Genomic DNA, 24,184 nt, shown 5'->3' on the forward strand with positions numbered 1-24,184 from the left:
GAGTGTACGAGGCAAGCGAAAAGACCGTCCCCGCACAGGAGCTGCTGGTGACGATCGGGACGGGCCTGCTCGCCGGCGGGATCTCCTCGGTCGATGTCGAAGACGCACTGACCGGACTGGCACCTGCCGTCGGCCTGAAGTCGATCAACGTGGCAGCTCTTCCCAAGGGCCTGTTCCTCACCGTCGGCCCCGGCAGTCCCACCCGGTTCGAACGCATCGGTCCTGACCTGCGGTTCGACCAGACGGCGAAGCTGCTCGACATCGTCGACGCCGTGCGGTCGCGTCGGCTCGGCATCGACGCCGCTCGCCGCATGATCGAGGCCGAGGTCTACGGCACTCCCCCGCGCTGGCCCGGATGGGTGACCTGCCTCGGCGCGGTGCCCGTCGGCGTCGGGCTGTGCCTGCTGCTCGAACCGGGACTGGTCAACCTCGCCTTCGCCGCTCTCGGTTCGCTCATCGTCGCAGGTGTGCTCGGCGTCAACACCCGCCACCCCAGCCTCGGACCGCTGCTGCCGGTCGCATCGGCGTTCATCGTCGCGGTGCTCATCCTCATCGGTTACCGTCTCGACTGGCTGGACAGTCCCCTGCGCACGATCGTCGCCACCCTGGCGCTGCTGCTGCCCGGCAGCGCCGTGGTCACCGGTCTGACCGAGATCTCCGCGGGCGCCCTCTCGGCAGGCAGTTCCCGGCTCGTCTCGGCCACCGTCCAGTTGGCGATGTTCATCGCCGGAGTCGCCGGAGCCGCCGTCGTCACTGGCACCGGCGCCGAGGCGCTTGCGAACTCCCAGCTCACCGCCTCGACATGGTGGCTGTCCGCCCTCGGCGTCGCCGCCGCGACACTGGGCCTCATCATCTATCTGCACACCCCGCTCGAGCACACCGTGCCGATCGTCCTCACGATCGCTGCGGCCGCGCTGGCGCAGCTGGGCATCGGTGCCGAATTCGGTGCGGCCATCGGCGGTCTGGCCGGCGCGCTGACCGCATCGGTGGTGGCCGTCGTGCTCTCACGCCTGCCGAAGGGCCCGATCTGGCGGATCAGCTTCGTGCCCGCGTTCCTCGTCGTCGCGCCCGGGTCGTTCGGGCTCCTCAATGCTTCGCAGATCGAGTTCGGTGACGGCGCTGGGGTTGCCGGCAGCATGCTGGCGGCTGCGACCACGTTCTTCACGATCGCCATCGGCACGGTCATCGGCGCCGCCATCGCCCACGCTGTCGAGCCCAAGGACGAAATCGTCGCCTGAGACACCCCTAGAACTACCTAACGGCGGCCCAGCAACCTCGCGCGAGGTTGCTGGGCCGCCGTCAGGTAGTAATTGGGAGGGAAGGTCAGGACGGGTCCTCCTGCGCGAACGGCGCGGAGGCCCGGTCGAGACGGTCGACCTCGTCGGCGCTGAGCTCGAGTCCCGGTGCGGCCATGACCGCCTCGAGCTGCTCAGGTGTGCGGGCCGAGGCGATCGGCGCCGTCACGCCCTTCGCCAGCAGCCAGGACAGCGCCACCGTCGTCGGAGCGACATTGTGCGAATCAGCGATCGCGACGAGATCGTCGACGACCTTGAGCCCCGCGGCATTGAAATATCCCTGCACCATTCCACCCCGATCGGCGCCTTCGAGGTCGGCTTCGGTGCGGTATTTGCCGGTGAGGAAGCCGGCGGCAAGGCTGAAGTACGAGAACACCGCGAGATCGCGCCGCTCGGCGACCGGGCGCAGATCGGTCTCGAACTCCCGCCGATAGACGAGGCTGTACTGCGGCTGGATCGCGACCGGCTTGACCAGTCCTTCGTCCTCGGCCGCTGCGAACCACCCGGCCAGACGCGCCGGCGAATAGTTCGACACCGCGATGTGCTTGGCCTTACCGGAACGGACGATCTCATCGAAGACGCGGGCCACCTCGGCGATGGGGGTCACCTCATCGTCACGGTGGGCGTAGTAGAGGTCGACGTGATCGGTCTGCAGACGCTCCAGTGAGGCGTCGATGGCAGTGCGGATGTATTCGGGATCCTGCGTCTTGTGCTCGGGATGGTCGCCGACCTTCGTGGCGATGACGACGTCATCGCGGTTGTCCCGCGAGGCCAGCCAGGTGCCGATGATGGTCTCGGATTCGCGGCCGGTGTTGCCGGGCACCCACGCAGGGTAGGACTCGGCGGTGTCGAGGAAATTGCCGCCGCCGGCGACGAAGGCGTCGAGGACAGCATGGGACTGCGCCTCATCGGCGGTCCACCCGAAGGTGTTCGTGCCGAGATTGATCGGGAAGATGGACAGGTCGGTGCCGGGAATCTGCTTCCGCGTGGTCAAGCTTTCCTCCATTCGTCGAATGATCGGCCGCGAACGGGCCGCACTTCCGCACAACGGATAGATCTGGAGGACTATTCCGCCGAGGCAGCCTGCCCCCGACCGCGCCCCGCGCGGGAGGTCGTGAACGCCGCGTCCTCGTAGCCGGCGCGAGCATCGGCCCGCACCGGTACCGGGCCCCGCAACCAAGACGGTGTCGACGCCTACGGGTATGACGGCGCTGAAGTGAACCTCGGTACCGCGCAATTCAGTGTGCACGACGTCGAAGTGGCCGAGCACTCCGTACTTGGTCGCCGCGTACGTCGCCTCGCCCGGGGTGGGATGGACCGATGCCGCCGAGGTGGCCCTGCGTGCCCATAGCATCGCCGACCGCCACTTCCGCCTCCGCCCAGCGTGAGGGTACGGCGAGCGCGGTACAGATCCTGTCGATGGTGCCGTCCATGCCGGCGGTCAGCCGTCACTTGAGCCGGCGCCTCACTTGAGGAGGCGGTCCATGCGACGGTCGGAGAGCTTTCTTCCGCCGGTCTGACAGCCGGGGCAGTACTGGAAGGACTTGTCGGCAAAGGACACCTCGGCGATGGTCTCCCCGCAGACATGACAGGTCTCACCTGTGCGGCCGTGAACGGAGAATCCGCGCTTCTTCGCGGTTTTGATCCTGCCCGGCGGCAGGCCGATGAGGGCGGTGCGGGCGGTCTCGAGCACCTCGGCGATGGCGTTGTGCAGCGCTTGCGGGTCGGCGGTCTTCGCGGTCGCGAACGGGGAGAGCCGGGCGGCGTGGAGGATCTCATCGGTATAGGCGTTGCCGAGGCCCGAGATGATTCTCTGATCCTCGAGGACCGTTTTGATTCGGGAGGTCGACTCCGACAGTGCCGCGGCGAGGCCGTCGACGGTGAGGCTCAGGGCGTCGGGGCCCAGCGATGCAAGGGCGGGCACCTCGGAGGGGTCGCGGACGAGCGACACGGCGGCGTTCTTCTTCGACCCGGGTTCGATGAGGTCGAAGGCGGCTCCCGAGGCCAGTCTCACGCGCATTCCCAGCGGCCCTTTGCCCATCCGGATCGGACCACTCGGTGCGGTGTCGTGCCAGTTCAGCCAGCCCATTCGGGCGAAACGGCAGACCAGGTTGAGTCCGTCGAACCCGAAGACGAGGGCTCGCCCACGGCGAGCCACCTCGGTGATGGCAAGTCCGGCGAGCGCATCGATGCTCGGGTCGACGGTCTTGAGCAGGCTGAGTTCGGCGATGTCCGCACGGGTGACGAAGTCCCCGACCAGCCGCGGACGCAGGAAGTCGACCAGCGCGTCGACCTCGGGCAGCTCCGGCATAATCCCAGTATCCTCCACACCCCACAATCTCAACACCCCCAATTGCTACCTGACGGCGGCGCAGCAACCTCGCGCGAGGTTGCTGCGCCGCCGTCAGGTAGTTCTGAGACCCTCATTGCCGGTCGGCCGATGCGACGGACCTTGAGAACCCGTCGGTCGAGGACTAGCGTGGATTGACCACCGGAAGCCGTGTGGTTTCGGTGGATCCCTGACTGCCGAAGGAGGCGGACAATGGCTGAGAACGTTGCTCAGAAGCTCATCCGATCGCATCTGGAGTCCGGGGAGCTCACCCCCGGAAGCGAACTCGGGATCCGGATCGACCAGACGCTCACCCAAGATGCGACGGGCACCCTGGTCATGCTCGAACTCGAGGCGCTCGGCCTCGACCGGATCCGCACGGACCTGTCCGTGCAGTACGTCGATCACAACCTGCTGCAGACCGATGAGAAGAACCCTGAGGACCACGAGTTCCTCCGGTCGGCGGCGGCACGCTTCGGACTGTGGTTCTCCCCTGCCGGCAACGGCGTCTCCCATCCCGTCCACCAGTCCCGGTTCGGAAAGCCCGGGACGACTCTCATCGGCTCGGACTCCCACACCTGCGCCGCCGGCGCTTTGGGAATGCTCGCCATCGGCGTCGGCGGACTTGAAATCGCCATGGCCATGGCTGGTGAGCCGCTCTTCATCAGCGCCCCGCAGATCATGGGCGTCGAACTCACAGGCACCTTGCCCGACTGGGTCTCAGCCAAGGACGTCATCCTCGAGATGCTGCGTCGCCATGGCGTCAAGGGCGGAGTCGGAAAGATCATCGAATACCACGGGGACGGGCTGCGGAATCTCACGGCCATGGATCGTCACGTGATTGCGAATATGGGTGCCGAGCTCGGCGCCACCGCCACGGTCTTTCCGGCTGACGATGCTGTCCGCGATTACCTCGAGGCCGTCGACCGCGGCGAGGACTTCACCCGCCTCGAAGCCGATGAAGGCGCGGAATACGATCTCACCGACACAATCGACCTCTCGCAGCTCGAACCGCTCATCGCCGCGCCGTCGTCTCCGGGCAACGTCACTCCGGTGCGCGAGGTCGCCGGTGAGGACGTCTTCCAGGTCGTCGTCGGCTCTTCGGCGAACCCAGGGCTGCGGGACTTCGCCGTCGTCGCCGAAACACTTGCCGACCGCCAGATTCATCAGCAGATCTCGCTCGACATCAACCCCACCTCACGAGAGGTCCTTGCCGACCTCATCGCCGGCAGATGGCTGACCTCACTGGTGGGATCCGGGGCCAGGATTCACCAATCCGGCTGCATGGGCTGCATCGGCATGGGCCAGGCGCCGGCGGTCGGGCGCAACAGTCTGCGCACCATGCCGCGCAACTTCCCCGGCCGGTCCGGCACCGACGAGGACGCCGTGTGGCTGTGCTCGCCGGAGACCGCAGCCGCTGCCGCGCTGACCGGGAAGATCACCGATCCTCGCGATCTCGACATGGACTATCCCGAGGTGCGGCTACCCGAGAAGTACTCCGCGAACCGCAAGATGCTCGTCCCACCGCTGGGACCGGAGGAAGCCCGGTCGGTCGAGCTCGTGAAGGGAACGAACATCTCGACCCTGCCGGACTTCGAACCGCTGCCCGATGACATCGATCTGGAGATCCTGCTCAAGGTCGGCGACAACGTCTCCACCGATGAGATCATGCCCGCCGGATCCCGCGTTCTGCCGTATCGGTCGAACATCCCGAAGATCTCCGAGTTCGTCTATATCCAGGTCGATGACACCTATGCCACCCGTGCCGCCGACCACGTCGGAGGGCACGCGATCGTCGGTGGGGACAACTACGGTCAGGGGTCCTCTCGCGAGCATGCGGTCATCGCTCCGCGCTATCTCGGACTGCGGGTCGTGGTGGCGAAGTCGTTGGCGCGGATCCATTGGCAGAACCTCGCGAACTTCGGCGTCCTCGCCCTCGAATTCACCAACGACGCCGACTACGAATCCCTGTCTCAGGGTGATGTGCTTGAGTTCCGTGGTCTGCGCGATGAGCTCGGCGAAGGGACGACGATCACCGCCGAGGCGGCCGGCCGAAAGTTCGAGTTCCGCCATGGCCTGTCGCCGCGTCAGGTCGAGATGGTCCTCGCCGGCGGTCGCATCGCCCAACGCGCCGCCCACCTCAGTTGAACTCCACGAACTACCTGATGGCGGCCCAGCAACCTCGCGCGAGGTTGCTGGGCCGCCCTCAGGTAGCAATTGGGAAAGACACAGCGGCCCGGACACTTCCCTCCGAAGAGAATAGTGTCCGGGCCGCCGTCTCGTGCCGAACTCCGAGCGGTCAGGCGCTCAAGATCTCAGGCTGTTCAGCCCTTGACCTTGGCCTCGATGGCTGCGCCGACTTCGGCATCGATGTTCTTCCAGTACTGGATGGCGTTCGACAGCACCGGTTCCTCGACTCCGTCGGAGAGTGCGCCGGCGACGGTCTCGATGAGACCCTGGCGCTCCTCCTCGGTGTAAACCTCACGGACCAGGGTGTGTGCCTGGCCGAAGTCGTCGTCCTCGGCGTGCAGGCTGTAGGCGCTGCGCACCAGCTCGCCGTCGGCTTCCCAGCCGTTGTCGACCGGGCCCTGCTCGTCCTGGTAGGAGCGTCCGTACGAGTTCGGGGCGTAGACCGGTGCATTACCCGAGTGGTGGTACTGCATCTGGCCTTCCTTGTCGTACGAGTTCGTCTTCGTGACAGGAGCGTTGACCGGCAGCTGGTTGAAGTTCGTGCCGATGCGGTTGCGCTGTGCATCCGGGTAGGAGAACACGCGGCCCAGCAGCATCTTGTCCGGCGAGAGACCGGTTCCCGGCACGGTGTTCGAGGGGCTGAATGCAGCCTGCTCGATCTGTGCGAAGTGGTTCGAGGGGTTCTCATTGAGGGTGAACTTGCCGACCTTGATGAGCGGGTAGTCCTTCTTCGACCAGGTCTTGGTCAGGTCGAAGGGGTTGAAGCGGTAGTCCTTGGCCTCTTCGTACGGCATGATCTGCACGCTGAAGGTCCAGGACGGGTAGTCCCCGCGCTCGATGGCATCGAACAGGTCGCGGCGGTGCATGTCCGCGTCCTCGCCGGCCATCCGACCGGCTTCCTCGTTGCTCATGTTCTCCACGCCCTGGTCGGTGTGGAAGTGGTACTGGACCCAGAACTTCTCGCCCTCGGCGTTGACCCACATGTAGGTGTGCGAGGAGTAGCCGTTCATGTGGCGCCAGCTCTTGGGCAGGCCGCGGGGTCCCATGAGGTAGGAGACCTGGTGAGCCGACTCGGGCGAGAGCGACCAGAAGTCCCACTGCATGTTGTTGCTGCGCAGACCCGAATCGGGGGTGCGCTTCTGCGAGTGGATGAAGTCGGGGAACTTCATGGGATCGCGGACGAAGAACACGGGGGTGTTGTTGCCCACCATGTCGAAGTTGCCCTCTTCGGTGTAGAACTTCAGCGCGAATCCGCGCACGTCACGCCAGGAGTCGGGCGAGCCGAGTTCACCGGCGACGGTGGAGAAGCGGGCGAGCATCGGGGTCTTCTTGCCCGGCTGCAGGAAATCAGCCTTCGTGTACTTGGAGACGTCTTCGGTGACTTCGAGCTCACCGAAAGCGCCGGATCCCTTGGCGTGGGGGCTGCGCTCGGGCACACGCTCACGGTCGAAGCGAGCAAGCTTCTCGACCAGCGCAACGTCGTGGAGCAGCAGCGGTCCGTTCGCGCCGACGCTCAGCGAGTGAGCGTCCGATTCCCTCGGCGCACCGGATTCGGTCGTCGAGGCCTTCCTATTGTCGTGTCCGGCGTATTCATGATCTGTATGTTGCGTCATCACATCTCCTTCAACCGTCTGATTTCAGGCGTCGACATTCAGTCAACGATCACTGCCACCGGTGAGAAGTGCTTCCCGCCGGTGCAGCTGATCGACCGGCTGAGCGCCGTTCGCCTGATCTCGATTTCCCGACTTCGGCGGAACCTCGTCGGAGTCACTTTCAACTTAACGATGTTCTCTGCCATGTACAACCCAGGGTCGGCTGTCTAAATTCCCGCTCCCGGTGTTGGTCGGCTCACCCCTCCGCCGAGGCGGCCGATCCGCCGCCAGAACCGCCCGTCGATCCACCGGTTCCGGAATCGCCGGAGCCTGCCGCACCACCGCCCGAACCGCTGCCCGAGCCGTCCGATCCCGACCCCGAGCCTGCACTGCCGCTGGTGTTCCCGGTGCTGCCGGTGCCGTCGGTCGAGGTGGAACCGCTGCTCGCATCGGTCCCGTCCGTGGTCGTCGAGTCGCCGGTGGAGTCACTCGTGCCCGTCGTTGTCTCCGAGCCCTGTGAGCTCTGGCCCTCTGTCGCACCTTCGGTGCCGGTCTCCCCCGCCGAGGTGGACTGACCGTTCTGCGTGGTCGATCCGCTGCTCGACGAGCCCTGGCTGGCGTCGGCGTTCGAACCGGATCCGCTCGACGATTCGTCCCCTCCCGTTCCGGAATCCGAGGTCCCGTCGTCGGTGACGGATTCGTCGTTCGTCGACTGCCCGGTCACCGATCGTGAGATCTGCGAGGTGCCCGGTGAGATATCGGCTTCGGTGAAGTTCTCGGCCACGACGACCGCGCCGAGTCCGATCCCGAAGGCGGCAACGCCGATCGTCAGCGGATAGAGGACCCGCTTGCGGCGCAGCTTCTGCCACCAGGTGCGGGCTCGGCTCTCGGTTTCGCTGCCATCACCGTCCCCGGCCTCGGACTTCCCTTCATCCGGCGCCGAGGCGGCCGTCGCGTTCGCATTGCCCGCTGTCGGTTCCGGCGGGGCGAAGGCGGAATCCTCGGCGAGCGAGGGATCGACGGCAGTGTTCTTTCCGGAGGGGTGCTTCGCGATCTTCGCTTTGACTGCCGGAGCGAGTTTGGACCCGACTTCTTGGATCTTCTCTTTGCCCTTGTCGAGGCTGCGGCCATAGAGGGTGACCGCCAGGGCAGTGACGATGCTCGCGACTCCGGCGCCGACGACCGTGCCGGCGACACCGAGCTGACCGCCGATGACCGACGAGGTCGCCGCGGCGCCGGCACCTGCCAGCAGCTGAGTGGCCGAGATCCGGCCCTCTGAGGATTTCTCCTCTTTCTCGTCCTCGACCGTCTCTGCCGCTTCGGCGACGGCGGTCGGGGAGGCAGAAGTGACCGAAGCAGGCGTCTGTGAACCAGCGCCTGTGTCCGGCAACGTCTTCGTCTGCTGTTGGGCGGCCTGGCCATCGTGGCGGATCGGGTTGGGCGGCATCACCTTGGTGACGACGTGTTCGGTGGGCTCGGCCGCGGGGGCCGGGTGGGAACTGACGATCTCTTCGGTGATCAGCGGCAGCGTCTGGGAATGCTCCGGCAGACGAGTTTCGTTGTTGTGCTCGTGCTGTCTGTCCTTGCTGCTGTCGCCGACCGTCAAAGTTCCTCCAAAATCCGGTGGAGAACCATTCTCGAACGTGCACGTTCGGGCATCCTGACACTTCCCGTCCGAAACTGAGAAAGGCCTGATGGAAATGCTCGGAAACGACACTATCACCTGGGACGATACGCAGGAATGTGTCGCCCACTACAGTAGGTTCTCACCGATTTCTCAGATGTGCGCGTCGCCACTTTCGGAGTGGAGGACGGCCACCGAGACCTCCTCTGGCGCATCCTCGTCCGGCTCGAGTTCGAGCAGCTGAAAATGCGGGAGATCCAACCCCGCTTCGAGAGCGAGCACAAACCGGAATCTGCTGGCCGGGAACTGCTCACCTATGCTCATCTGCAGCTCGCCGCAGGCGCATTCGGTTTCGCTGCCCGCGCCCGTGCCGGTGTCGTGAGCGGAGTCGTCCATACCGTCGTCGGCGACCATGAGGTTGACGGCGAAACAGGGCGCTGCCAGTTCGACGAGGCTCACGTCCTGACTTCCGTGGAAGTGTTCCGGGCGCAACGCCGGCACCGGGTGCACGATTCCGTCGATCTCCAGGACCACCTCGGCGGTGGGGAGGAAGGTGCGCGCCATTCCGGGCAGCGCTGAGAACGGGCCCACATGTTCGAGTCGAGCGATGCTCAACCGCCAAGGACGCAGCCCCGGAGTCAGCTGCGCGGAGTCAGGCAGGGAGACGAGCTCAGTGGTCTGACCGGCACCATTGGCCCACGGGACAGGATCACGGTCATCGAAGGAGGCGAGCGCCCGCATGACTCAGCGCGCCACGGGCGGGTGGGGCCGCCTCGGTGATGGTGTGGTCATCCTTTGCACAGGCAGAACGGGTGACCGGCCGGGTCGAGGAACACGCGAAACGTCTCTCCCGGCTGTTCGGGAGCTTTGCCCGCACCGATCTCGAGCACGGACTCCTCAGCAACATCGAGGTCGTCGACGATGACGTCGAGGTGCATCTGCTGCGGGTGAGCCTGACCAGGCCAGCTGGGCGCGTGATAGTCCTCGACCTGCTGAATACACAGCGGGGGCCAGGAATCGGAGGTGACTTCCGCCCAGGTGCCGTCCTCCTCGACCGCGACCTTCCAATCGAGGAGCTGCCCGTAGAACTCCGCGAGTTCACGGGCGTCAGGGGCATCGATTACGACAACGGGCTGCTTTGCGATAGCCATGTCCCGAGTCTACGCCGCCGCACTGACACGGCGAAGGGCTGGACGCCGGGGAGTAGGATTGTTGAGCAGATCCGCCGATGCGTCCGCAGTCCGCATCGGCTCCCCATAGTGAAGGTTCGCGATGAGTTCTCATGCCCTGCCCGTCACCGGTGATCCGGCGGTCTACATCATCCACGACAATCCGGAATGGATCGCCCCGTTCACCGAGGCGCTCGACCGCCTCGGTGTCGCACATGTCGAATGGCTTCTGCCCGAGACCACGATCGACCTCGCAGCCGAACCACCAGAAGGTCTGTTCTGGTCACGACTGTCGGCGTCGGCGCACACCCGCACCGATCCGCATGTGAAAGAGTACGGGCGTGCCGTCCTCGACTGGCTCGCCGCCGCCGGCCGCCGGCTCATCAACGGACGAGACGTCTACGAGCTCGAGGTGAGCAAGGTCCGTCAGCATCGCGAGCTGGCCGGCCGGGACTTCGACGTTCCGCGCACCGCGGCCGCGTTCGGACCGCGAGCGCTCGTCGAGGCCGCGGCCGGCTTCACTCCCCCATTCATCACGAAGCACAATCAGGGCGGTAAGGGCCTCGGTGTACGTCGTTTCGACTCCCATGCCGAGCTCGAGGCGGCCGCCGATGAGTTCGCACCCGGTGGCGCGAACGCGCCGATCGACGGCATCACCCTCATCCAAGAGTATGTGCAGCCTGCCCAGCCGTTCATCACCCGTGCCGAGTTCATCGGCGGACGTTTCCACTATGCGGTGCGCGTCGACGTCTCAGGTGGATCGTTCGAACTGTGCCCGGCCGATGCCTGCGCGATCCCGGGTGCCGGGGCCGATCCCGACGTCGAGGCGGTCCCCCAGTTCGCCCGCCGTGAGGACATCACGGCCGGAACACCGCTCATCGCCCGGCTCGAGACGCTGTTGGCCGACCTCGGCATCGAGATCGCCGGCATCGAGTTCATCGAGACCGCCGACGGCCGTCAGGTCGTCTACGACATCAACACGAACACGAACTACAACCCGTCCGTCGAGTCCGCCGAAAAGTCGGCAAGTCGTCAGCCTGCCGCGGACCGTATCGCCGATTTCATCGCCGACACCCTCGCCGAGGCGGCCCCACAGTCGGTCTCCCCCGCCGGGTCCACAGCCCGGTGAGGTCCCGGGACACGGTCCTACTACACCTGTTGGCTGAGCTCCGCGCAGTCCGGCAGGGGCAACGTGCGCTCATTGCCCTCGATGGGGTCGATGGGGCCGGGAAGACAATGCTCGCTCACGAGCTCGTGAATTTGGCCAAGACCGTTGCGAACGTTCCTGGACATATTTCCGACCGCCGGGTCACCGCCATCAGCATCGATGGCTTCCACCACGCTCGGGCGATCCGCTACGCCCGAGGCAAGGGGCCCGACACCTTCTATCGCCGTTCCTATGACTACGGAGCATTCGTCGATTCCGTCGTCGAACCATTTCGACGAGGCGGCTCGATCGTTCCAGCTGTGTGGGACGTCGAGGCGGATCGGCCGATTGCTCCGGAGCCTCTGAGTCTGCCGAACGACTGTGTCCTCCTCATCGAGGGAATCTTCCTCCACCGGCCCGAGCTCGTGGATCTCTGGGATGCGAGTGTGTGGGTCGATGTTCCGTTCGAAGTCTCGGTCCCACGAGGAAACGACCGGTTTGCCGGAGCCTTCGACGCCGATCCCGAGGCCACATCGAATCATCGCTATGTCGGCGGTCAACGACTGTACTTCTCCGAGGCAGATCCGTGGGAGAAGGCAACATGGGTGCTCGACAATCGCGATCTGGATCGGCCGCACCTGAACAGGTGAGCACCGGCGGAGGGAGCGGAATCGCAATGACCACCACAGACTTGGACACGTCGATCACCGTGGCCGCTGACGGAGTGGTATCGGCACTGCTGCGATCAACCAGCCGGCAATGGGCGGAGGCCGTCGATCTCGAACGCGCCTTCTTCGACACCGCGTACGGCAGCTGAGCCGCACTCAGCCTCCCGAGACTGCACACCGCGACCGCCCACCCCACTCCCCTAGACTGGCCTCATGAGCACTGGTGTTGATGCAGTCGTCGTCGGAAGTGGTCCCAACGGCATGGCCGCCGCCGTCACCCTGGCCCGCGCCGGGCTGAGCGTCGAAGTGTTCGAAGCTCAGCCGACGATCGGCGGCGGTGCCCGCACCCTCGACCTCGGACTGGCCCCAGGCATCACTCACGACATCTGCTCGGCCGTCCACCCGCTGGCCATCGCCAGTCCCTTCTTCGTCGACTTCGACCTGCGCGCTCGCGGCATAGAGCTGACGACTCCCGATATCTCCTACGCCCAACCGCTGGATAACAAACCCGCCGCGCTGGCATTCCACGATCTCGACGAAACGGCCGACCGCCTCGGCGAGGCAGGCCCGGAATGGCGGCGATTCTTCGCCCCGCTCCTCGAACGTGTCGATGACGCGATCTGGCTCTCCCTCGGTGACAAACGCTCGGTGCCCGAGACCCTGCGCGACGTTCCAGGCGTCGCGAACATCGTGAAGTTCGGTCTTCGGCTGCTTAGCCAGGCGAGCCCCGCTTGGAACATTCCGCTGTCCCATGAGTCGACGCAGTCCCTGTTCACCGGGGTCGCCGCACATGCCATCGGCGGGCTGCCGGCGATGGGCACGGCTGCCACCGCCACGATGCTCTCCACGGTCGCCCACGCCGGCGGCTGGCCGGGTCCCGTCGGCGGATCCCAGGCGATCATCGACCACCTCGTCGCCGATCTCGAAGCCCATGGCGGCACCGTGCACGCAGACTCCCCGGTCGCCCACGTCACCGACCTGCCCAAGGCCCGCGCCTATCTGCTCGACACCTCGGCGTTGGGTGCGGCGCAGATCTTCTCCGGCCTGCTGCCGGCCCAGGTCGACAAGAGCCTGCGGGGATTCAAACAGGGCAATGCCGCGGCCAAGGTCGACTTCGTCCTCAACGGACCGGTCCCCTGGTCCGACCCCGAGGTGGGCCGCGCCGGGACCATCCATGTGGGCGGTTCACGAGCGCAGATGGCCGCCGCCGAGGCACAGGTGACGAACGGACGCATGCCGGCCGATCCCGTGTGCCTCGTCTCCGACCCGACCGTGTTCGACCCATCACGCGAGGTGAATGGCCTGCGCCCACTGTGGACGTACGCGCACGTGCCCTTCGACTGCCCGCTCGACCCGACGGAATACGTCACGAGGCAGATCGAACGCTTCGCCCCGGGCTTCCGCGACCGCATCGTCGCCCACAACGCGATCCCCGCATCGGAGATGGCCGGACACAATCAGAACTACATCGGCGGGGACATCGCGACCGGCGTCGTGTCCTTCTACCGAATGATGGCCCGCCCCCGCCTGACCTGGGACTCTTACAGCCTCGGCGTGCCCGGCGCGTTCCTGTGCTCGGCGGCGACTCCGCCGGCCCCGGGCGTGCACGGAATGAACGGCTGGTTCGCCGCCCGTCGGGCTCTCAAGACCCGCTTCGGCATCGACGAGGCGCCCAGCCTGTCGCCGGGCGACTGACTTTCATTCAGCTGACTCTGCCCCGCACCCACCGATCAGCGTCGCCGTCATAGCGCCATTCGGCCACCTCGGTGACGGCTTCGATGACGTTGTTCAGCCAGAACGTCGTATCCGGGTGCCAGCCCGCCAGGACACTCGCTGTCCGATCGTCCGTGTTACCTGCCGTGGGGACGGTCTCCGGTTCCTCGCCGAGGCGGCCCTCCGCCACATCGATGACCGCACCGGCCGCGCGCAGATAGCCGGCCAGACCCACGTGTACACCGTCGAATTCCTCGGCCGCCCGTGACCAATCGGGAATGACCCAACGACCCTTGCGCCCTGTGGTCTCGAACCACACGTGGCGGCGCTGCGCGGTGACGTCGAGCGGATAGCGCCGGCACAGATCCGCCCAATCCTCAGGTCCGCGAATCTCGGCGATGCGGGCATCCGGGCGCAGTTTCAGACGGCAGGCTCGGGCACGTTCGAGACCGAAATCGTCCTCGACGAGTTCGACGCCGATCAGAGTCCCATCCGGCCACGTTCCCGTCGACCCCCAGAGACCGTGGGGTGGGGTCGACCACCATTCGCCGGAGAGCTCCATATACGGGTTCTTGGCGAAATCGTGACGGTACTCAGTTTCAGTAGTGAGGACATCTGCGAGCCACTCGCTCAAACCCCAGGCAAGCCTCGTTCCGAGCCCGTCGAGAGGAGGATAGAGATCGGTCAGCGTGATTTCTATGCTCGCATCCGTCGGGCCCGTCTCGAGGTCGAAGACCGCGGGCAGTTCTGTGTGGCGTCCATTGACTTCGTTGAGATCTTTGTCGTCCCAGGCCAGCGCCCATTGATCATCGGGATCGAGTGGCTTCGACCAGGCATCTAGCAAGCCCGTGGAAACGAGCGTCTCGGCGAAGGGACGCAGAATCTCACGAACCTCGCCGATTTCCGCGGTCCCCCAATCGTCATCATCAGGAGGCTGCCAATACACTGCAGCGTCGACTACGTCAGATATGGCTTCCTTAACAACACTCCAAGTCGGCGCAACCGGGCACAGGCACCTCAGATTGCGCACCACCGCCTCCACACCTGGGGCTTCTTCATCGCGAGTCCACGGAAGACTCTCGACCTGCTCGAGAGCCAGCCCGAACACGAGCGAGCGTCCCCGCGGGGACGCGAGCAGATCCTCGACGGACAGGCGGTCGTCATGAAGAGTCGGAGGCGCATCATCGGCGGTCATGACCTCAGGCTACGCGAATGCCCGTCAACTGGTCCTGATGGAATCGCTGGCGTCGGAATCCTCCGCTCGCGCACTCACCGGCACGGCAACCTCGGCGGCGGCGAGAATTCGGGCCCCCTTCGCAGCCTTGAGGCCCGCTCCGAGGACCCCGATGATGACGAGGACGGCTCCGCACAGCTCCCCGAGGCTGACTCGCTCGCCGAGGAAGACGAACGCCGCGCTCATCCCGACCACAGGAACGAGCATCGAGAACGGTGCGACGACGCCGGCCGGGTTGCGCGACATCAGCCACGACCACAGCCCCGACCCGATGATCGTCGCGACGACCGTGGTGTAGATCAGGCCAGCGATGGCAAGAAGTCCGGTCGGGGTAGTCAGCCCCGCGAACGACGCCCCGACCCTCCCAGGTCCTTCCACTGCGAGGGAGAGCGCCAGCATCGGCAGGGGTGGGACGACGGACATCCACATCGTCAGCTTGATCGGCTCGGTGGTGTGAGCCTGCCGGTTGCAGATGTTGCCGATCGCCCAGCCGAAAGCCCCGGCGAGGGTGAGGAGGAAGGGCAGGAGACTCGCATTCGAGTCGAAGCGCTGCCAGCCTACGACGGCGAGCCCTGCCATCGCGACGAGCAGAAAGGCCATCTGCGAACCGCGGACCCTCTCGCGCAGAAACGTCATGCCCAGCAGCACCGTGAAGGGGCCCGAAGCTTGGAGGACGAGGGAGGCGAGGCCTGCGGGCATGCCGGCGGCCATCGCCCAGTAGAGGAAGAGGAACTGCAGCAGTCCGAAGCCGAGTCCGTAGCCGATGATCCACCGCGCTTTGACGTCGGGCTTCGGTACGAAGAGCAGCGCGGGGACCGCGAGCAGGGCGAAGCGCAGAGCGACGAGGAAGAAGGGCGGGAACTGGGCCAGGGAGAGATCGATGGCGAGGAAATTCAGTCCCCATATCACCGCTACCGAGGCGGCGAGCAGACAGTGCTTGAACGACATGGCCCCATTCTCAACCGCAACAACTATGAAGCACAATCGCAGAGTGCTTCATCGACTCTGTAGCATGACTTCATGGTCATTGATCCGAAACATCTCGAGCTGCTGCGCCTGTTCGACGAATACGGCAGCGTCACCGCCGTCGCCGATGTCACCCATCGCTCCCCGTCGGCCGTCTCTCAGCAGCTGAGGCAGGCCGGGAGCGAGATCGGCCACGCTCTCGTCGAGCCCGCCGGTCGCGGACTCACGCTCACAGCCGCGGGACGGCTGCTCGCCCACGGTGGTCGGGACGTGGCCCGCACGCTCGCCCGGGTGCAGGCCCAATGGGAGGGCCACCTCGGCGAAGCTGTCGGAGAGATCACCCTGGCCGGGCTGCCGAGCGCCCTCACCCACCTCCTCCCCGATGCACTGCGCAGGCTGCGGGGAGACCACCCGCACATCGATCTGCGCATGGACGATGTCGACCTCGCCGAGCACGAATTCGCGGGACTGACCCGAGATGTCGATATCGTCGTCGCACACAGCCTCGTCGCCGAACGACCCCTGGGCACCGACGGGCTCACCGTCGTCCCGCTCGCCCGCGAACCCATCGACGTGGCCCTCGCCATCGACCATCGGCTCGCCGATCGCGCCGAGCTGACCCCGGACGATGTCGTCGATTGTCGCTGGGTGGGAGTGCCCCGCGGATACCCCTTCGACACGATCCTCACCTCGATCGAGCATCTCACCGGTCGCGACCTCGACGTCGTCCAACGCATCCGGGACAACCGGCTCATCGAAGCGATCGTCGCCTCCTCGGACCAGGTCGCGCTCCTCCCCCGGTTCACGACGCCGCGCGATGCGGGACTGTCGCTGGTGCCGCTGACGGGGGTGACGACGACACGCTGGATCGTAGCCGTGCTGCGTCCGGACACGGCCGAACGTGTCGCAGTACGTGCTGTGATCAGCGCGCTCAGCCGGGTCGACGACGCCGCGGTTTAGGCGGTGCCTATGCTGGTGAAGCGCTTCGGCACGAGCTTCTCCAGGGGCAGGAACGCCGCCCAGCAGATGACGGTCGGCAGGAAGTGGATGCCCAGCGCCAGGTAGGTCATGAGGTGGAAGAGGAAGAAGAACGCCACGGCCCCGTACAGCCACTTGCGCTTGAGGAACAGCACAACGGGCGAAAGGAACTCGAAGACGAGTGTCGCCCATTGCGCGGCGATGAGGAGGCCGGGCAATTCGAGGAACGGCTTCGACCATTCGGCGCCCCGGCGCATGAGGGCCCAGATGATGACCGCGCCGTTGGCCCAGTGGGTGATGTTGCCCGAGGCGATCCACTTCATCACCACCGAGTAGAAGTAGGTGAGGACGACGGCGATCTGCACCATCCGCAGCGCCCAGCCGGCCCGCGCCGAGGCGGTGCCGACGTCCCGGAAGCGCGCAGTTCCGATCGTCGGCAGGACGAAGGCGGCGATGACGAGTGCCATATGATCGTGGGCGACGTAGCCGTAGCCCTGCGTGTAGAACATCCATGCGCCGAAGCTGAGCGCGACGGCCCAGCCGCTGAGGCGCTGGAGGATTCCGGCGGCGGCAAGCAGGGAGAAGACGATGATGAGGGTGAGCAGGATCTGTGCGCCGAGCACGCTGACGGCGGGGATGTGGAGGAACCTCGCCAGCCACAGCGGCTGGTAGAACTCGGGCGTCCAGCCGTGGGCGATGACGTCACCGGAGATCGTGAGCACATCGATGATGATGAAGAGGTAGATGAAGACGCGGAACACGGCCACCCGGGCTAAGGGGACCTCGGGCATGAACCAGCGGAGAAACGGATTCGTGGGGGCCGCCTCGGTGGGGGTGGACCTCAAAGTCGGGTTGCCGCTCATCGGACCTCCCATGTCGCCAGCGTCGTCTGTTCGGGTTCGCCGACGGCCAGGCCGTTCTGCAGCTGTGTGGTGGTGCGGCAGAGGATCATCGTCTCGGGTTTCGGTTCATCCGGGTGCAGCCGGATGTACGAGTCGGCCATCGAGTGCAGGAGTTCGGGGTGGGCGATGACCCGGTCGAGCTGGGATTCGACGTCACCGCGTTCGATGCCGACGGTCGCGGCGTTGAACCCGAGGCGGCGCGGTTCGTCCTCGCCGGGGAACTGGGCTTCGATGCACGTGGAGTTGACGGTCCCGTTGAGGTCTTTGGCGGTGGCGTACTGGGTGAGCGATCCGAGCGGGAAGAAGTCGTTCGTGTTGAGGAACTGTCCGCAGGTGAGGATGACGAAGGCGATGGCGGGAACGACGATGCGCCAGCCGATGGAGACCTTCGACAGCGGTTTCACCGGGGTCGAGAGTTTCGACCGGGCGGGATCAGGCCCCTGAGCGGCGGGATCCTGGCTCGTCAGGAGACGGCGCTTCTTCTCTTCCATACGCTTGCGGGACTCGTCCTCTCGGGTGCGGCTCGTTCGCAGACAATCCTATCCGCCCTTAATTACTACCTGACGGGGGCTGAGCAACCTGGCGCCAGGTTGCTCAGCCCCCGTCAGGTAGTAATTGGGGTCAGGAGCTGCGGGCGTAGAGGTTGAGCTGCTCCCAGCCGGCCGCATACTTCTGGAAGGCGGCGACCGCGGACTCGGAATCGTTGTTGCTCAGTGCCGTGACCCACGAGTCGACGAGTTCCGCAGCTTCGCTCGGCCACAGCACATCGGACATCCCGCCGAGGTCGAGTTCGAGGACCGAGTTCATGTCGAAGGTGTCGATCCACTCGGCCAGAACCGAGGTCTGTTCGACCATATCGACGACCTTCGAGGTGTCCGCGATCGTCTCCGAGGCCCATTCCATGCGCGCCGAGGCGGCCAGGATGTCCGTGCGGATGAGCACCCGGAGCCCCTCGTCGGTCTCCTCGGTGATGATCTGATCCTCGGTCAGGGAGAAGAACAGCCACCACGACGGCGGCACGTCCCATGCCGAGACACGGGTGAAGATCCGCGTGTCCTTGGCATCCTGCAGCCACTCCGCACGACGGCTGGCGGCACGTCGCCGAGCGGACTTCGGAGCGACGATGTCCAAGGTCGCCTTCGAGGTGTGCTCGGCCAGCGAATCGAGCGCCTCCCACCCGCGGATGTCCTCCTGAGCAGGGCAGAAACGGTCCACCCCGTCCGCGGTCTGAGACGCCGGAAGGTAGATCGGAGTGCGCCGAAAGGAATCAGCCACGGGCGAAGGCGGCAGGGAGATCAAGCGCTTGTCAGCGTCGTGGGAAATCTGCTCCTCGATGCGTGACCGGTTGTCCTCCACCTGCCTGTCTTGCAATTCGGAATGCACCACAAGTGGTTCGAAGATCCGAAGGGTGACGACATAATCGCGACGGTAGGCCATGGGTTCAGCCTATCCAAGGTCCACTCACAAAATGGAACTTCCCAGTATGAACAGGTAGGATTTAAGCGCATAGCAGAGATCTAGTCCGGGGCAATCGGCCCCATTGACGACGGAGGGGGTCACGCCAGTGGGTCGCGGCCGCGCAAAGGCAAAACAGATCAAGGTAGCTCGGAAGCTGAAGTATTACAGCCCGGATACCGACCTTAATAGACTCCAGCAGGAGCTGGGCGCCGACGCGAGCAAGTCCGGTCCGTCCGATCCGTACGACGATGAACCCGACTACTCGGATTACGCCGACAAGTACAACGTCGACGATGACGACGAGTACGAGCGCTGAACTGGGATGAGTCCAGCCACACACGGCTGATCTGACACGCACAGAGGGCGGGGACTTCGGTCCCCGCCCTCTGTCGTGCGCGCTGACGGTCGCGTGCCCGCCGAGGCGGCTGTGACCGAGGAGCATCACGCACCGTTGAGTGTAATTCCTCCACTCCCGCGTCCATCACACACCGCAAGCAGCACACCCCCGTGCAGGAACACGAGGGTGTGAGAGTACGGGTGAGGGATGCCCCGCGACCAGGCCAGCCGCTTGAGAGCTGCTGAGCCGCCGCGCGAGCCGCACGAGCCTTACTGCAGGATCGCGGCGCCCCCGTCGACGCCCTTGGCGCCCTGCACATAGTAGGGATCGGTCGCCAGAGAACCGTCATCGGCAGCGACTTCGCCGAGCACCCAGGCTCCGGGGCTCGCCTTGAGCACACCGTCGACCGATTCCGCGTCGACGACGAGGACCATGCCGACGCCGAGGTTCCAGGTGCGTTCGCGGTCGTCCTGCGGCACTCCGCCGAGGTCGCCGAGCACGGAGAACACCGCCGGGGCCTCCCACGAGGCACGCGACATCTTCGCGACCAGACCCTGCGGAAGAACCCTGGCCACATTGGCCGAGAGTCCTCCGCCGGTGACGTGCGAGACCGAGTGCACCGCATCGGGCAGTGCGTCGAAGAGAGCGGCGAGCTCTCCGGTGTAGACATGAGTGGGAACGAGCAGCTCCTCACCGAGGGAGCGCCCGAATTCCGAGACATGCTTGTCCAGGCCCCATCCCGCCTCGGCGATGATGTGGCGGACCAAGGAATATCCGTTGGAGTGGATGCCCGAGGACGGCAGACCGATGAGCACATCCCCGGCGCGGACCTTCTCCGGACCGAGCAGTTTCGAAGCCTCGACGACACCGGTGGCGGCACCGGCGACATCGTACTCATCGGCCCCGAGCAGTCCCGGATGTTCGGCGGTCTCGCCGCCTACCAGTGCGACACCGGCCGAGGCGCAGGCGTCGGCGATTCCGCGCACGATATCGGCGATGCGCTCGGCCACGACCTTGCCGCAGGCGATGTAATCGGTCATGAACAGGGGCCGGGCACCGCAGACGATGATGTCGTCGACGACCATGCCGACGAGGTCGTAGCCGATGGTGTCGTGCTTATCCATGGCTTGAGCGATGGCGACCTTCGTGCCCACTCCGTCGGTCGACGAGGCAAGCAGCGGACGTTCGAAGTCCTTGAGCACGGAGACGTCGAAGAGTCCGGCGAATCCGCCCATCCCACCGACGACCGAGGAGTTGTGAGTGGCCGAGACCGCGGCCTTCATCAGTTCGACGGCGCGGTCTCCGGCCTCGACGTCGACGCCTGCGGCGGCATAGGTGGTGGACTTCGGGTTCGCGTCGGAACTCAACTCAGCATCCTTTGTCGGCGGGGGTGTTGTTGACGGGAATCGGGTATTCGCCCGAGAAGCAGGCGGTGCACAGCTGGCTGCGCTCCTGCTCGGTGGCGGCGATCATGCCGTCCAGAGAGATATAGCCCAGAGAGTCAGCGCCGAGGTTCTCGCAGATCTCGTTCGTCGTCAGCCCGTTGGCGATGAGCTCGGCCCGGGTCGCGAAGTCGATGCCGTAGAAGCACGGCCACTTCACCGGCGGGGAGGAGATGCGCACATGGACCTCTGCCGCTCCGGCCTCCCGCAGCATGCGCACCAGCGCCCGCTGGGTGTTTCCGCGCACGATCGAATCATCGACGACGACGAGGCGTCGGCCTTCGATGTTCTCCCGGATCGGGTTGAGCTTGAGGCGGATGCCCAGCTGTCGCAGGGTCTGCGAAGGCTGGATGAAGGTGCGTCCGACATAGGCGTTCTTCATCAGCCCCTGGCCGAACGGGATTCCCGAGGCTTCGGCGTAGCCGACGGCCGCCGGGGTTCCGGATTCGGGAGTGGCGATGACGAGGTCGGCATCGACCGGGTATTCCTCGGCGAGCTGCCGGCCCATCTGGGTCCGTGCGGCGTGGACGTTCTTGCCGTTGAGCTTGCTGTCGGGACGCGCGAGGTAGACGTATTCGAAGACGCAGCGAGCTTGGCTCGGTTCGGCGAAGCGGTGCGAACGCAGACCGTCTTCGTCGATGGCGATGAGCTCACCGGGTTCGATGTCGCGGACGAACTTCGCACCGACGATGTCGAGTGCCGCGGTCTCCGAGGCGACGACCCAGCCGTTCTCCAGCCGGCCCAGCGACAGGGGCCGAACCCCGTGCCGGTCCCGGGCGGCGTAGAGGGTGTGCTCGTCCATGTAGACCAGCGAGAACGCGCCTTCGACATGCGGCAGCAGACTCAGCGCCGCCTCGGTGAGGTTCTCTCCGTCTTCGGTCGCGAAGAGCTCGGTGACCAGGGAGGTGTCATTCGAGGAATCACGGAAGGGCCGGGTGCGGGCCGACTTCTTCGTGGCCTCCTCGACGACCTTCGTCGCGTGGTCGCGGCGGGCATCGGCTATGGCTTCGAGAGCGTCGAAGTTCGTCAGATTGCCGTTGTGCGCCAGTGCCACGGTGCCGAACGGCGTCGGCCCCAGAGTGGGCTGAGCATTCTCGAACGACGGGGATCCGGTCGTCGAATACCGCGTGTGCCCGACGGCGATATGGCCCTGCAGAAGCTCGAGATCGCGCTCATGGAAGACCTGGGAAACCAGGCCCATGTCACGGTAGATGAGGATCTGCTTGCCGTTGCTGGCAGCGATTCCCGCAGATTCCTGTCCGCGGTGCTGCAGGGCATAGAGCCCGAAGTAGGTGAGTTTGGCGGTTTCCTCGCCGGGGGCCCAGACTCCGAACACACCGCATTCATCCTGCGGTCCGCGGTCCTGGGGGTCGATTTCGTGCGTCAGCTGCCCGTCTCCTCTTGCCACGAGTGAAATTGTCTCATACCCGCAACTGCGCTCTGACCCGGTGCTCAGACTGTGGAACCGGGGGCCGAATCCCGTCCGGTTTCCGCGTCGTCCTCGTCGTCGGCTGCGGGCGCAGCATCCTCTGCCGCTGGTGTGGCGTCGTCGGCAGCCGGTCCGGCATCGACGTCATCATCGACAGCGCCATCCCGGCTCGCCGAGGCGGCTCCTCCCTCGACATCGTCGGCATCCGGGTCCTCCCCGCGGGCTTCGGCGATGCGACGGCGCGCGATCTCCTTCGGGTCGTCGACCATGTCGATCTGCGCACCGACCCGGAACTCCTTCGACTTCTTCCGTCCCCTCCAGTCGAGGAGGAGCGCGACGAGTCCGCCGAGGAACAGTCCGCCGATCCCGAGGACGAGCAGCAGCAGGCCCAGTCCCTTGGCCACCGTGTAGCCCATCGGCATATCGGCCGGGTCGACGAAGACCGCGAGGATTCCCGCGGCGACGATGCCGAGCACCGCGCCGATGCCCATGAACACCGAGTACTTGGGGCTGCGACGGACGGAGACGTCGATCTGGTCCTTCATGATCTCCTTGGACACGTGGCCCTGAGGCCGATGAAACGCCGGGATCGCCCCGGAACAACAGGTCGCGAACAGTCTAGTCGAGTCAGCCTGAGGTTCCTCCCAGGCAGTCTCACGCCAGTTCCCATAAACTGGACACAACTAAGCTGGACTCAACCAGATTGACGGTCACTGAAGACAGAGGTTCCGATATGTCCCACACGATCATCGTCGGCATCGACGGTTCCGACAACGCCGAATGCGCCCTGCAGTGGGCGATCACACATGCGCAGAAGACCTCCTCCGAGATCCGCATCGTCTCCGCCTACACCGTCCCCGGCGTCAATATGAGTCAGGCCGACATCGTCTACCCCGCCGACTTCGACAGCGCCGTGAAGAAGACCGTCGAAGACATCGCCGAGGCGGCCGCCGCCACCGTCACCAAGGCCGGCGTTCCCGTGTCGACGACGATCGCGCCCGGTGACGCCTCCGGGGTCATGGTCGAGCATTCGAAGAACGCCGCCCTCGCCGTCGTCGGCGCCCGCGGTCGCGGCGGGTTCGCCGGTCGCCTCCTCGGATCCGTGGCCCTGGCGATGCCCGCGCACTCGCAGTGCCCCACCGTCGTCGTCCCGAGCACGTGGCCGACCCGGGTCATGCCGACGACTCCCCTGCCCATCGACGATCCCGTCCGCACGACGGATGACCCCACCGCCGAGGCGGACGGACGGTCGCGTCCCGACTTCTCCGGTGAGGTCGTCGCCGCCGTCGATCCCTTCGAGACCGACACCCCGGTGCTGCGTGCCGCGGCCGCTCAGGCCGCGATCTACGGTGTTCCGCTGCGCCTCGTCGGGGTCACCGCCACGCACATCCTCTCGCCCGAGTGGATGCCCAGCGAGGAGCATCTCATCCGGATGTACGACGAGGCGGCGAAGGCCTTCACCGCTGCTGCCGAGTCGCTCAAGGGAGACTTCCCCGATCTCGAGGTGCGGTTCTCGATCTTCGATGCACCTGCCACCGAGGTGCTCGTGTCGGCCACGTACACCGCCGATCTCCTGGTCATCGGCTCCCGTGGCCGCGGCGGGTTCGTCTCCACCATCCTCGGGTCGACGTCACAGGGTGTGCTCTCGCATGCCGTGTGCCCGGTGCGGGTGGTGCGGGTCAACCGCCGCCAGCCCGGCCGCCGCCGCTGA

At 65.7% G+C, this 24,184-nt stretch carries 24 protein-coding genes; 10 read left to right on the forward strand and 14 right to left on the reverse strand.

Annotated features, from left to right (window positions below; translation table 11 throughout):
• Window positions 1-2 precede the first annotated feature (2 nt).
• A complete protein-coding gene (locus tag SB749_RS14610; protein WP_410710931.1) occupies window positions 3-1,238 on the forward strand; it encodes a threonine/serine exporter ThrE family protein in 1,236 nt (411 codons plus the stop codon).
• An 85-nt stretch (window positions 1,239-1,323) separates the two neighbouring features.
• On the opposite strand, the gene SB749_RS14615 is transcribed toward SB749_RS14610, so the two are convergent.
• Window positions 1,324-2,289 (reverse strand): aldo/keto reductase, encoded by a 966-nt coding sequence (locus tag SB749_RS14615; RefSeq protein WP_228281653.1) that lies wholly within the window; start codon window positions 2,287-2,289, stop codon window positions 1,324-1,326.
• Window positions 2,290-2,536: 247 nt separating this feature from the next.
• Between SB749_RS14615 and SB749_RS14620 the strand changes: the two genes are divergently transcribed.
• Complete coding sequence (locus SB749_RS14620; RefSeq protein ID WP_410710932.1) at window positions 2,537-2,683, forward strand: hypothetical protein; 147 nt, start codon at window positions 2,537-2,539, stop codon at window positions 2,681-2,683.
• A gap of 77 nt (window positions 2,684-2,760) precedes the next feature.
• On the opposite strand, the gene SB749_RS14625 is transcribed toward SB749_RS14620, so the two are convergent.
• Window positions 2,761-3,606: a DNA-formamidopyrimidine glycosylase family protein gene (locus SB749_RS14625; protein WP_410710933.1), complete on the reverse strand. Its 846-nt coding sequence runs from the start codon at window positions 3,604-3,606 to the stop codon at window positions 2,761-2,763.
• Window positions 3,607-3,837: 231 nt separating this feature from the next.
• Between SB749_RS14625 and SB749_RS14630 the strand changes: the two genes are divergently transcribed.
• A complete protein-coding gene (locus SB749_RS14630) occupies window positions 3,838-5,772 on the forward strand; it encodes an aconitate hydratase (RefSeq protein WP_410710934.1) in 1,935 nt (644 codons plus the stop codon).
• A 176-nt stretch (window positions 5,773-5,948) separates the two neighbouring features.
• Here the strand turns inward: SB749_RS14630 and SB749_RS14635 are convergent, their stop codons facing one another.
• The 4 genes from SB749_RS14635 to SB749_RS14650 all read right to left on the reverse strand — a co-directional run bounded on the left by SB749_RS14635 (window position 5,949) and on the right by SB749_RS14650 (window position 10,181).
• Window positions 5,949-7,427: a catalase gene (locus tag SB749_RS14635; RefSeq protein ID WP_410710935.1), complete on the reverse strand. Its 1,479-nt coding sequence runs from the start codon at window positions 7,425-7,427 to the stop codon at window positions 5,949-5,951.
• A gap of 235 nt (window positions 7,428-7,662) precedes the next feature.
• Complete coding sequence (locus SB749_RS14640; RefSeq protein ID WP_410710936.1) at window positions 7,663-9,012, reverse strand: hypothetical protein; 1,350 nt, start codon at window positions 9,010-9,012, stop codon at window positions 7,663-7,665.
• 171 nt (window positions 9,013-9,183) lie between these two features.
• Window positions 9,184-9,771 (reverse strand): HutD family protein, encoded by a 588-nt coding sequence (locus SB749_RS14645; RefSeq protein ID WP_410710937.1) that lies wholly within the window; start codon window positions 9,769-9,771, stop codon window positions 9,184-9,186.
• A 47-nt stretch (window positions 9,772-9,818) separates the two neighbouring features.
• Window positions 9,819-10,181 (reverse strand): VOC family protein, encoded by a 363-nt coding sequence (locus SB749_RS14650; protein WP_410710938.1) that lies wholly within the window; start codon window positions 10,179-10,181, stop codon window positions 9,819-9,821.
• 121 nt (window positions 10,182-10,302) lie between these two features.
• Between SB749_RS14650 and SB749_RS14655 the strand changes: the two genes are divergently transcribed.
• From SB749_RS14655 to SB749_RS14670, 4 genes are all read left to right on the forward strand, one after another.
• Window positions 10,303-11,328: a RimK family alpha-L-glutamate ligase gene (locus SB749_RS14655; RefSeq protein ID WP_410710939.1), complete on the forward strand. Its 1,026-nt coding sequence runs from the start codon at window positions 10,303-10,305 to the stop codon at window positions 11,326-11,328.
• Between the two features lie 29 nt (window positions 11,329-11,357).
• Window positions 11,358-11,996 carry a uridine kinase gene (locus tag SB749_RS14660; protein WP_410710940.1) on the forward strand — a complete coding sequence of 213 codons (639 nt, stop codon included), beginning with the start codon at window positions 11,358-11,360 and terminating at the stop codon, window positions 11,994-11,996.
• Window positions 11,997-12,022: 26 nt separating this feature from the next.
• Entirely contained in the window at window positions 12,023-12,163 is a 141-nt protein-coding gene (locus tag SB749_RS14665) for a hypothetical protein (protein WP_410710941.1), read from the forward strand.
• A gap of 64 nt (window positions 12,164-12,227) precedes the next feature.
• Window positions 12,228-13,709, forward strand: a complete 1,482-nt coding sequence (locus tag SB749_RS14670; protein WP_410710942.1) for a phytoene desaturase family protein — start codon at window positions 12,228-12,230, stop codon at window positions 13,707-13,709.
• 7 nt (window positions 13,710-13,716) lie between these two features.
• Here SB749_RS14670 and SB749_RS14675 read toward each other — a convergent pair whose 3' ends face one another.
• Together SB749_RS14675 and SB749_RS14680 are read right to left on the reverse strand one after the other, a co-directional pair.
• Window positions 13,717-14,922: a hypothetical protein gene (locus tag SB749_RS14675; RefSeq protein ID WP_410710943.1), complete on the reverse strand. Its 1,206-nt coding sequence runs from the start codon at window positions 14,920-14,922 to the stop codon at window positions 13,717-13,719.
• Window positions 14,923-14,946: 24 nt separating this feature from the next.
• Window positions 14,947-15,909 carry an EamA family transporter gene (locus tag SB749_RS14680; RefSeq protein ID WP_410710944.1) on the reverse strand — a complete coding sequence of 321 codons (963 nt, stop codon included), beginning with the start codon at window positions 15,907-15,909 and terminating at the stop codon, window positions 14,947-14,949.
• Window positions 15,910-15,981: 72 nt separating this feature from the next.
• On the opposite strand from SB749_RS14680, the gene SB749_RS14685 reads away from it, so the two are divergent.
• Window positions 15,982-16,887, forward strand: coding sequence for a LysR family transcriptional regulator (locus SB749_RS14685; protein ID WP_410710945.1), 906 nt, complete (start codon window positions 15,982-15,984; stop codon window positions 16,885-16,887).
• Here the strand turns inward: SB749_RS14685 and SB749_RS14690 are convergent.
• The 3 genes from SB749_RS14690 to SB749_RS14700 all read right to left on the reverse strand — a co-directional run bounded on the left by SB749_RS14690 (window position 16,884) and on the right by SB749_RS14700 (window position 19,244).
• Window positions 16,884-17,768, reverse strand: coding sequence for a hypothetical protein (locus tag SB749_RS14690; protein WP_410710946.1), 885 nt, complete (start codon window positions 17,766-17,768; stop codon window positions 16,884-16,886). The genes SB749_RS14685 and SB749_RS14690 overlap by 4 nt on opposite strands.
• On the reverse strand, window positions 17,765-18,298 hold the full coding sequence (locus SB749_RS14695; protein ID WP_410710947.1) for a hypothetical protein: 534 nt from the start codon (window positions 18,296-18,298) through the stop codon (window positions 17,765-17,767). Before SB749_RS14695 ends, SB749_RS14690 begins: the two co-directional genes overlap by 4 nt.
• A 130-nt stretch (window positions 18,299-18,428) precedes the next feature.
• Entirely contained in the window at window positions 18,429-19,244 is an 816-nt protein-coding gene (locus tag SB749_RS14700; RefSeq protein WP_172175322.1) for a hypothetical protein, read from the reverse strand.
• Window positions 19,245-19,371: 127 nt separating this feature from the next.
• On the opposite strand from SB749_RS14700, the gene SB749_RS14705 reads away from it, so the two are divergent.
• Window positions 19,372-19,581: a DUF3073 domain-containing protein gene (locus SB749_RS14705; protein WP_264800667.1), complete on the forward strand. Its 210-nt coding sequence runs from the start codon at window positions 19,372-19,374 to the stop codon at window positions 19,579-19,581.
• A 290-nt stretch (window positions 19,582-19,871) separates the two neighbouring features.
• Here the strand turns inward: SB749_RS14705 and purM are convergent, their stop codons facing one another.
• The 3 genes from purM to SB749_RS14720 are packed head-to-tail and all read right to left on the reverse strand — an operon-like array spanning window position 19,872 to window position 23,018.
• Entirely contained in the window at window positions 19,872-20,969 is a 1,098-nt protein-coding gene (gene purM / locus SB749_RS14710) for a phosphoribosylformylglycinamidine cyclo-ligase (RefSeq protein ID WP_410710948.1), read from the reverse strand.
• Window position 20,970: 1 nt separating this feature from the next.
• Complete coding sequence (purF, locus tag SB749_RS14715; RefSeq protein WP_410710949.1) at window positions 20,971-22,452, reverse strand: amidophosphoribosyltransferase; 1,482 nt, start codon at window positions 22,450-22,452, stop codon at window positions 20,971-20,973.
• A gap of 44 nt (window positions 22,453-22,496) precedes the next feature.
• The gene (locus SB749_RS14720) at window positions 22,497-23,018 is read right to left on the reverse strand and encodes a hypothetical protein (protein ID WP_410710950.1); all 522 of its coding nucleotides are present in this window, start codon (window positions 23,016-23,018) and stop codon (window positions 22,497-22,499) included.
• 188 nt (window positions 23,019-23,206) lie between these two features.
• Between SB749_RS14720 and SB749_RS14725 the strand changes: the two genes are divergently transcribed.
• Window positions 23,207-24,184 (forward strand): universal stress protein, encoded by a 978-nt coding sequence (locus tag SB749_RS14725; RefSeq protein WP_410710951.1) that lies wholly within the window; start codon window positions 23,207-23,209, stop codon window positions 24,182-24,184.

The sequence above is a fragment of the Brevibacterium sp. SIMBA_078 genome, from assembly GCF_046534565.1.
GTDB lineage: Bacteria > Actinomycetota > Actinomycetes > Actinomycetales > Brevibacteriaceae > Brevibacterium.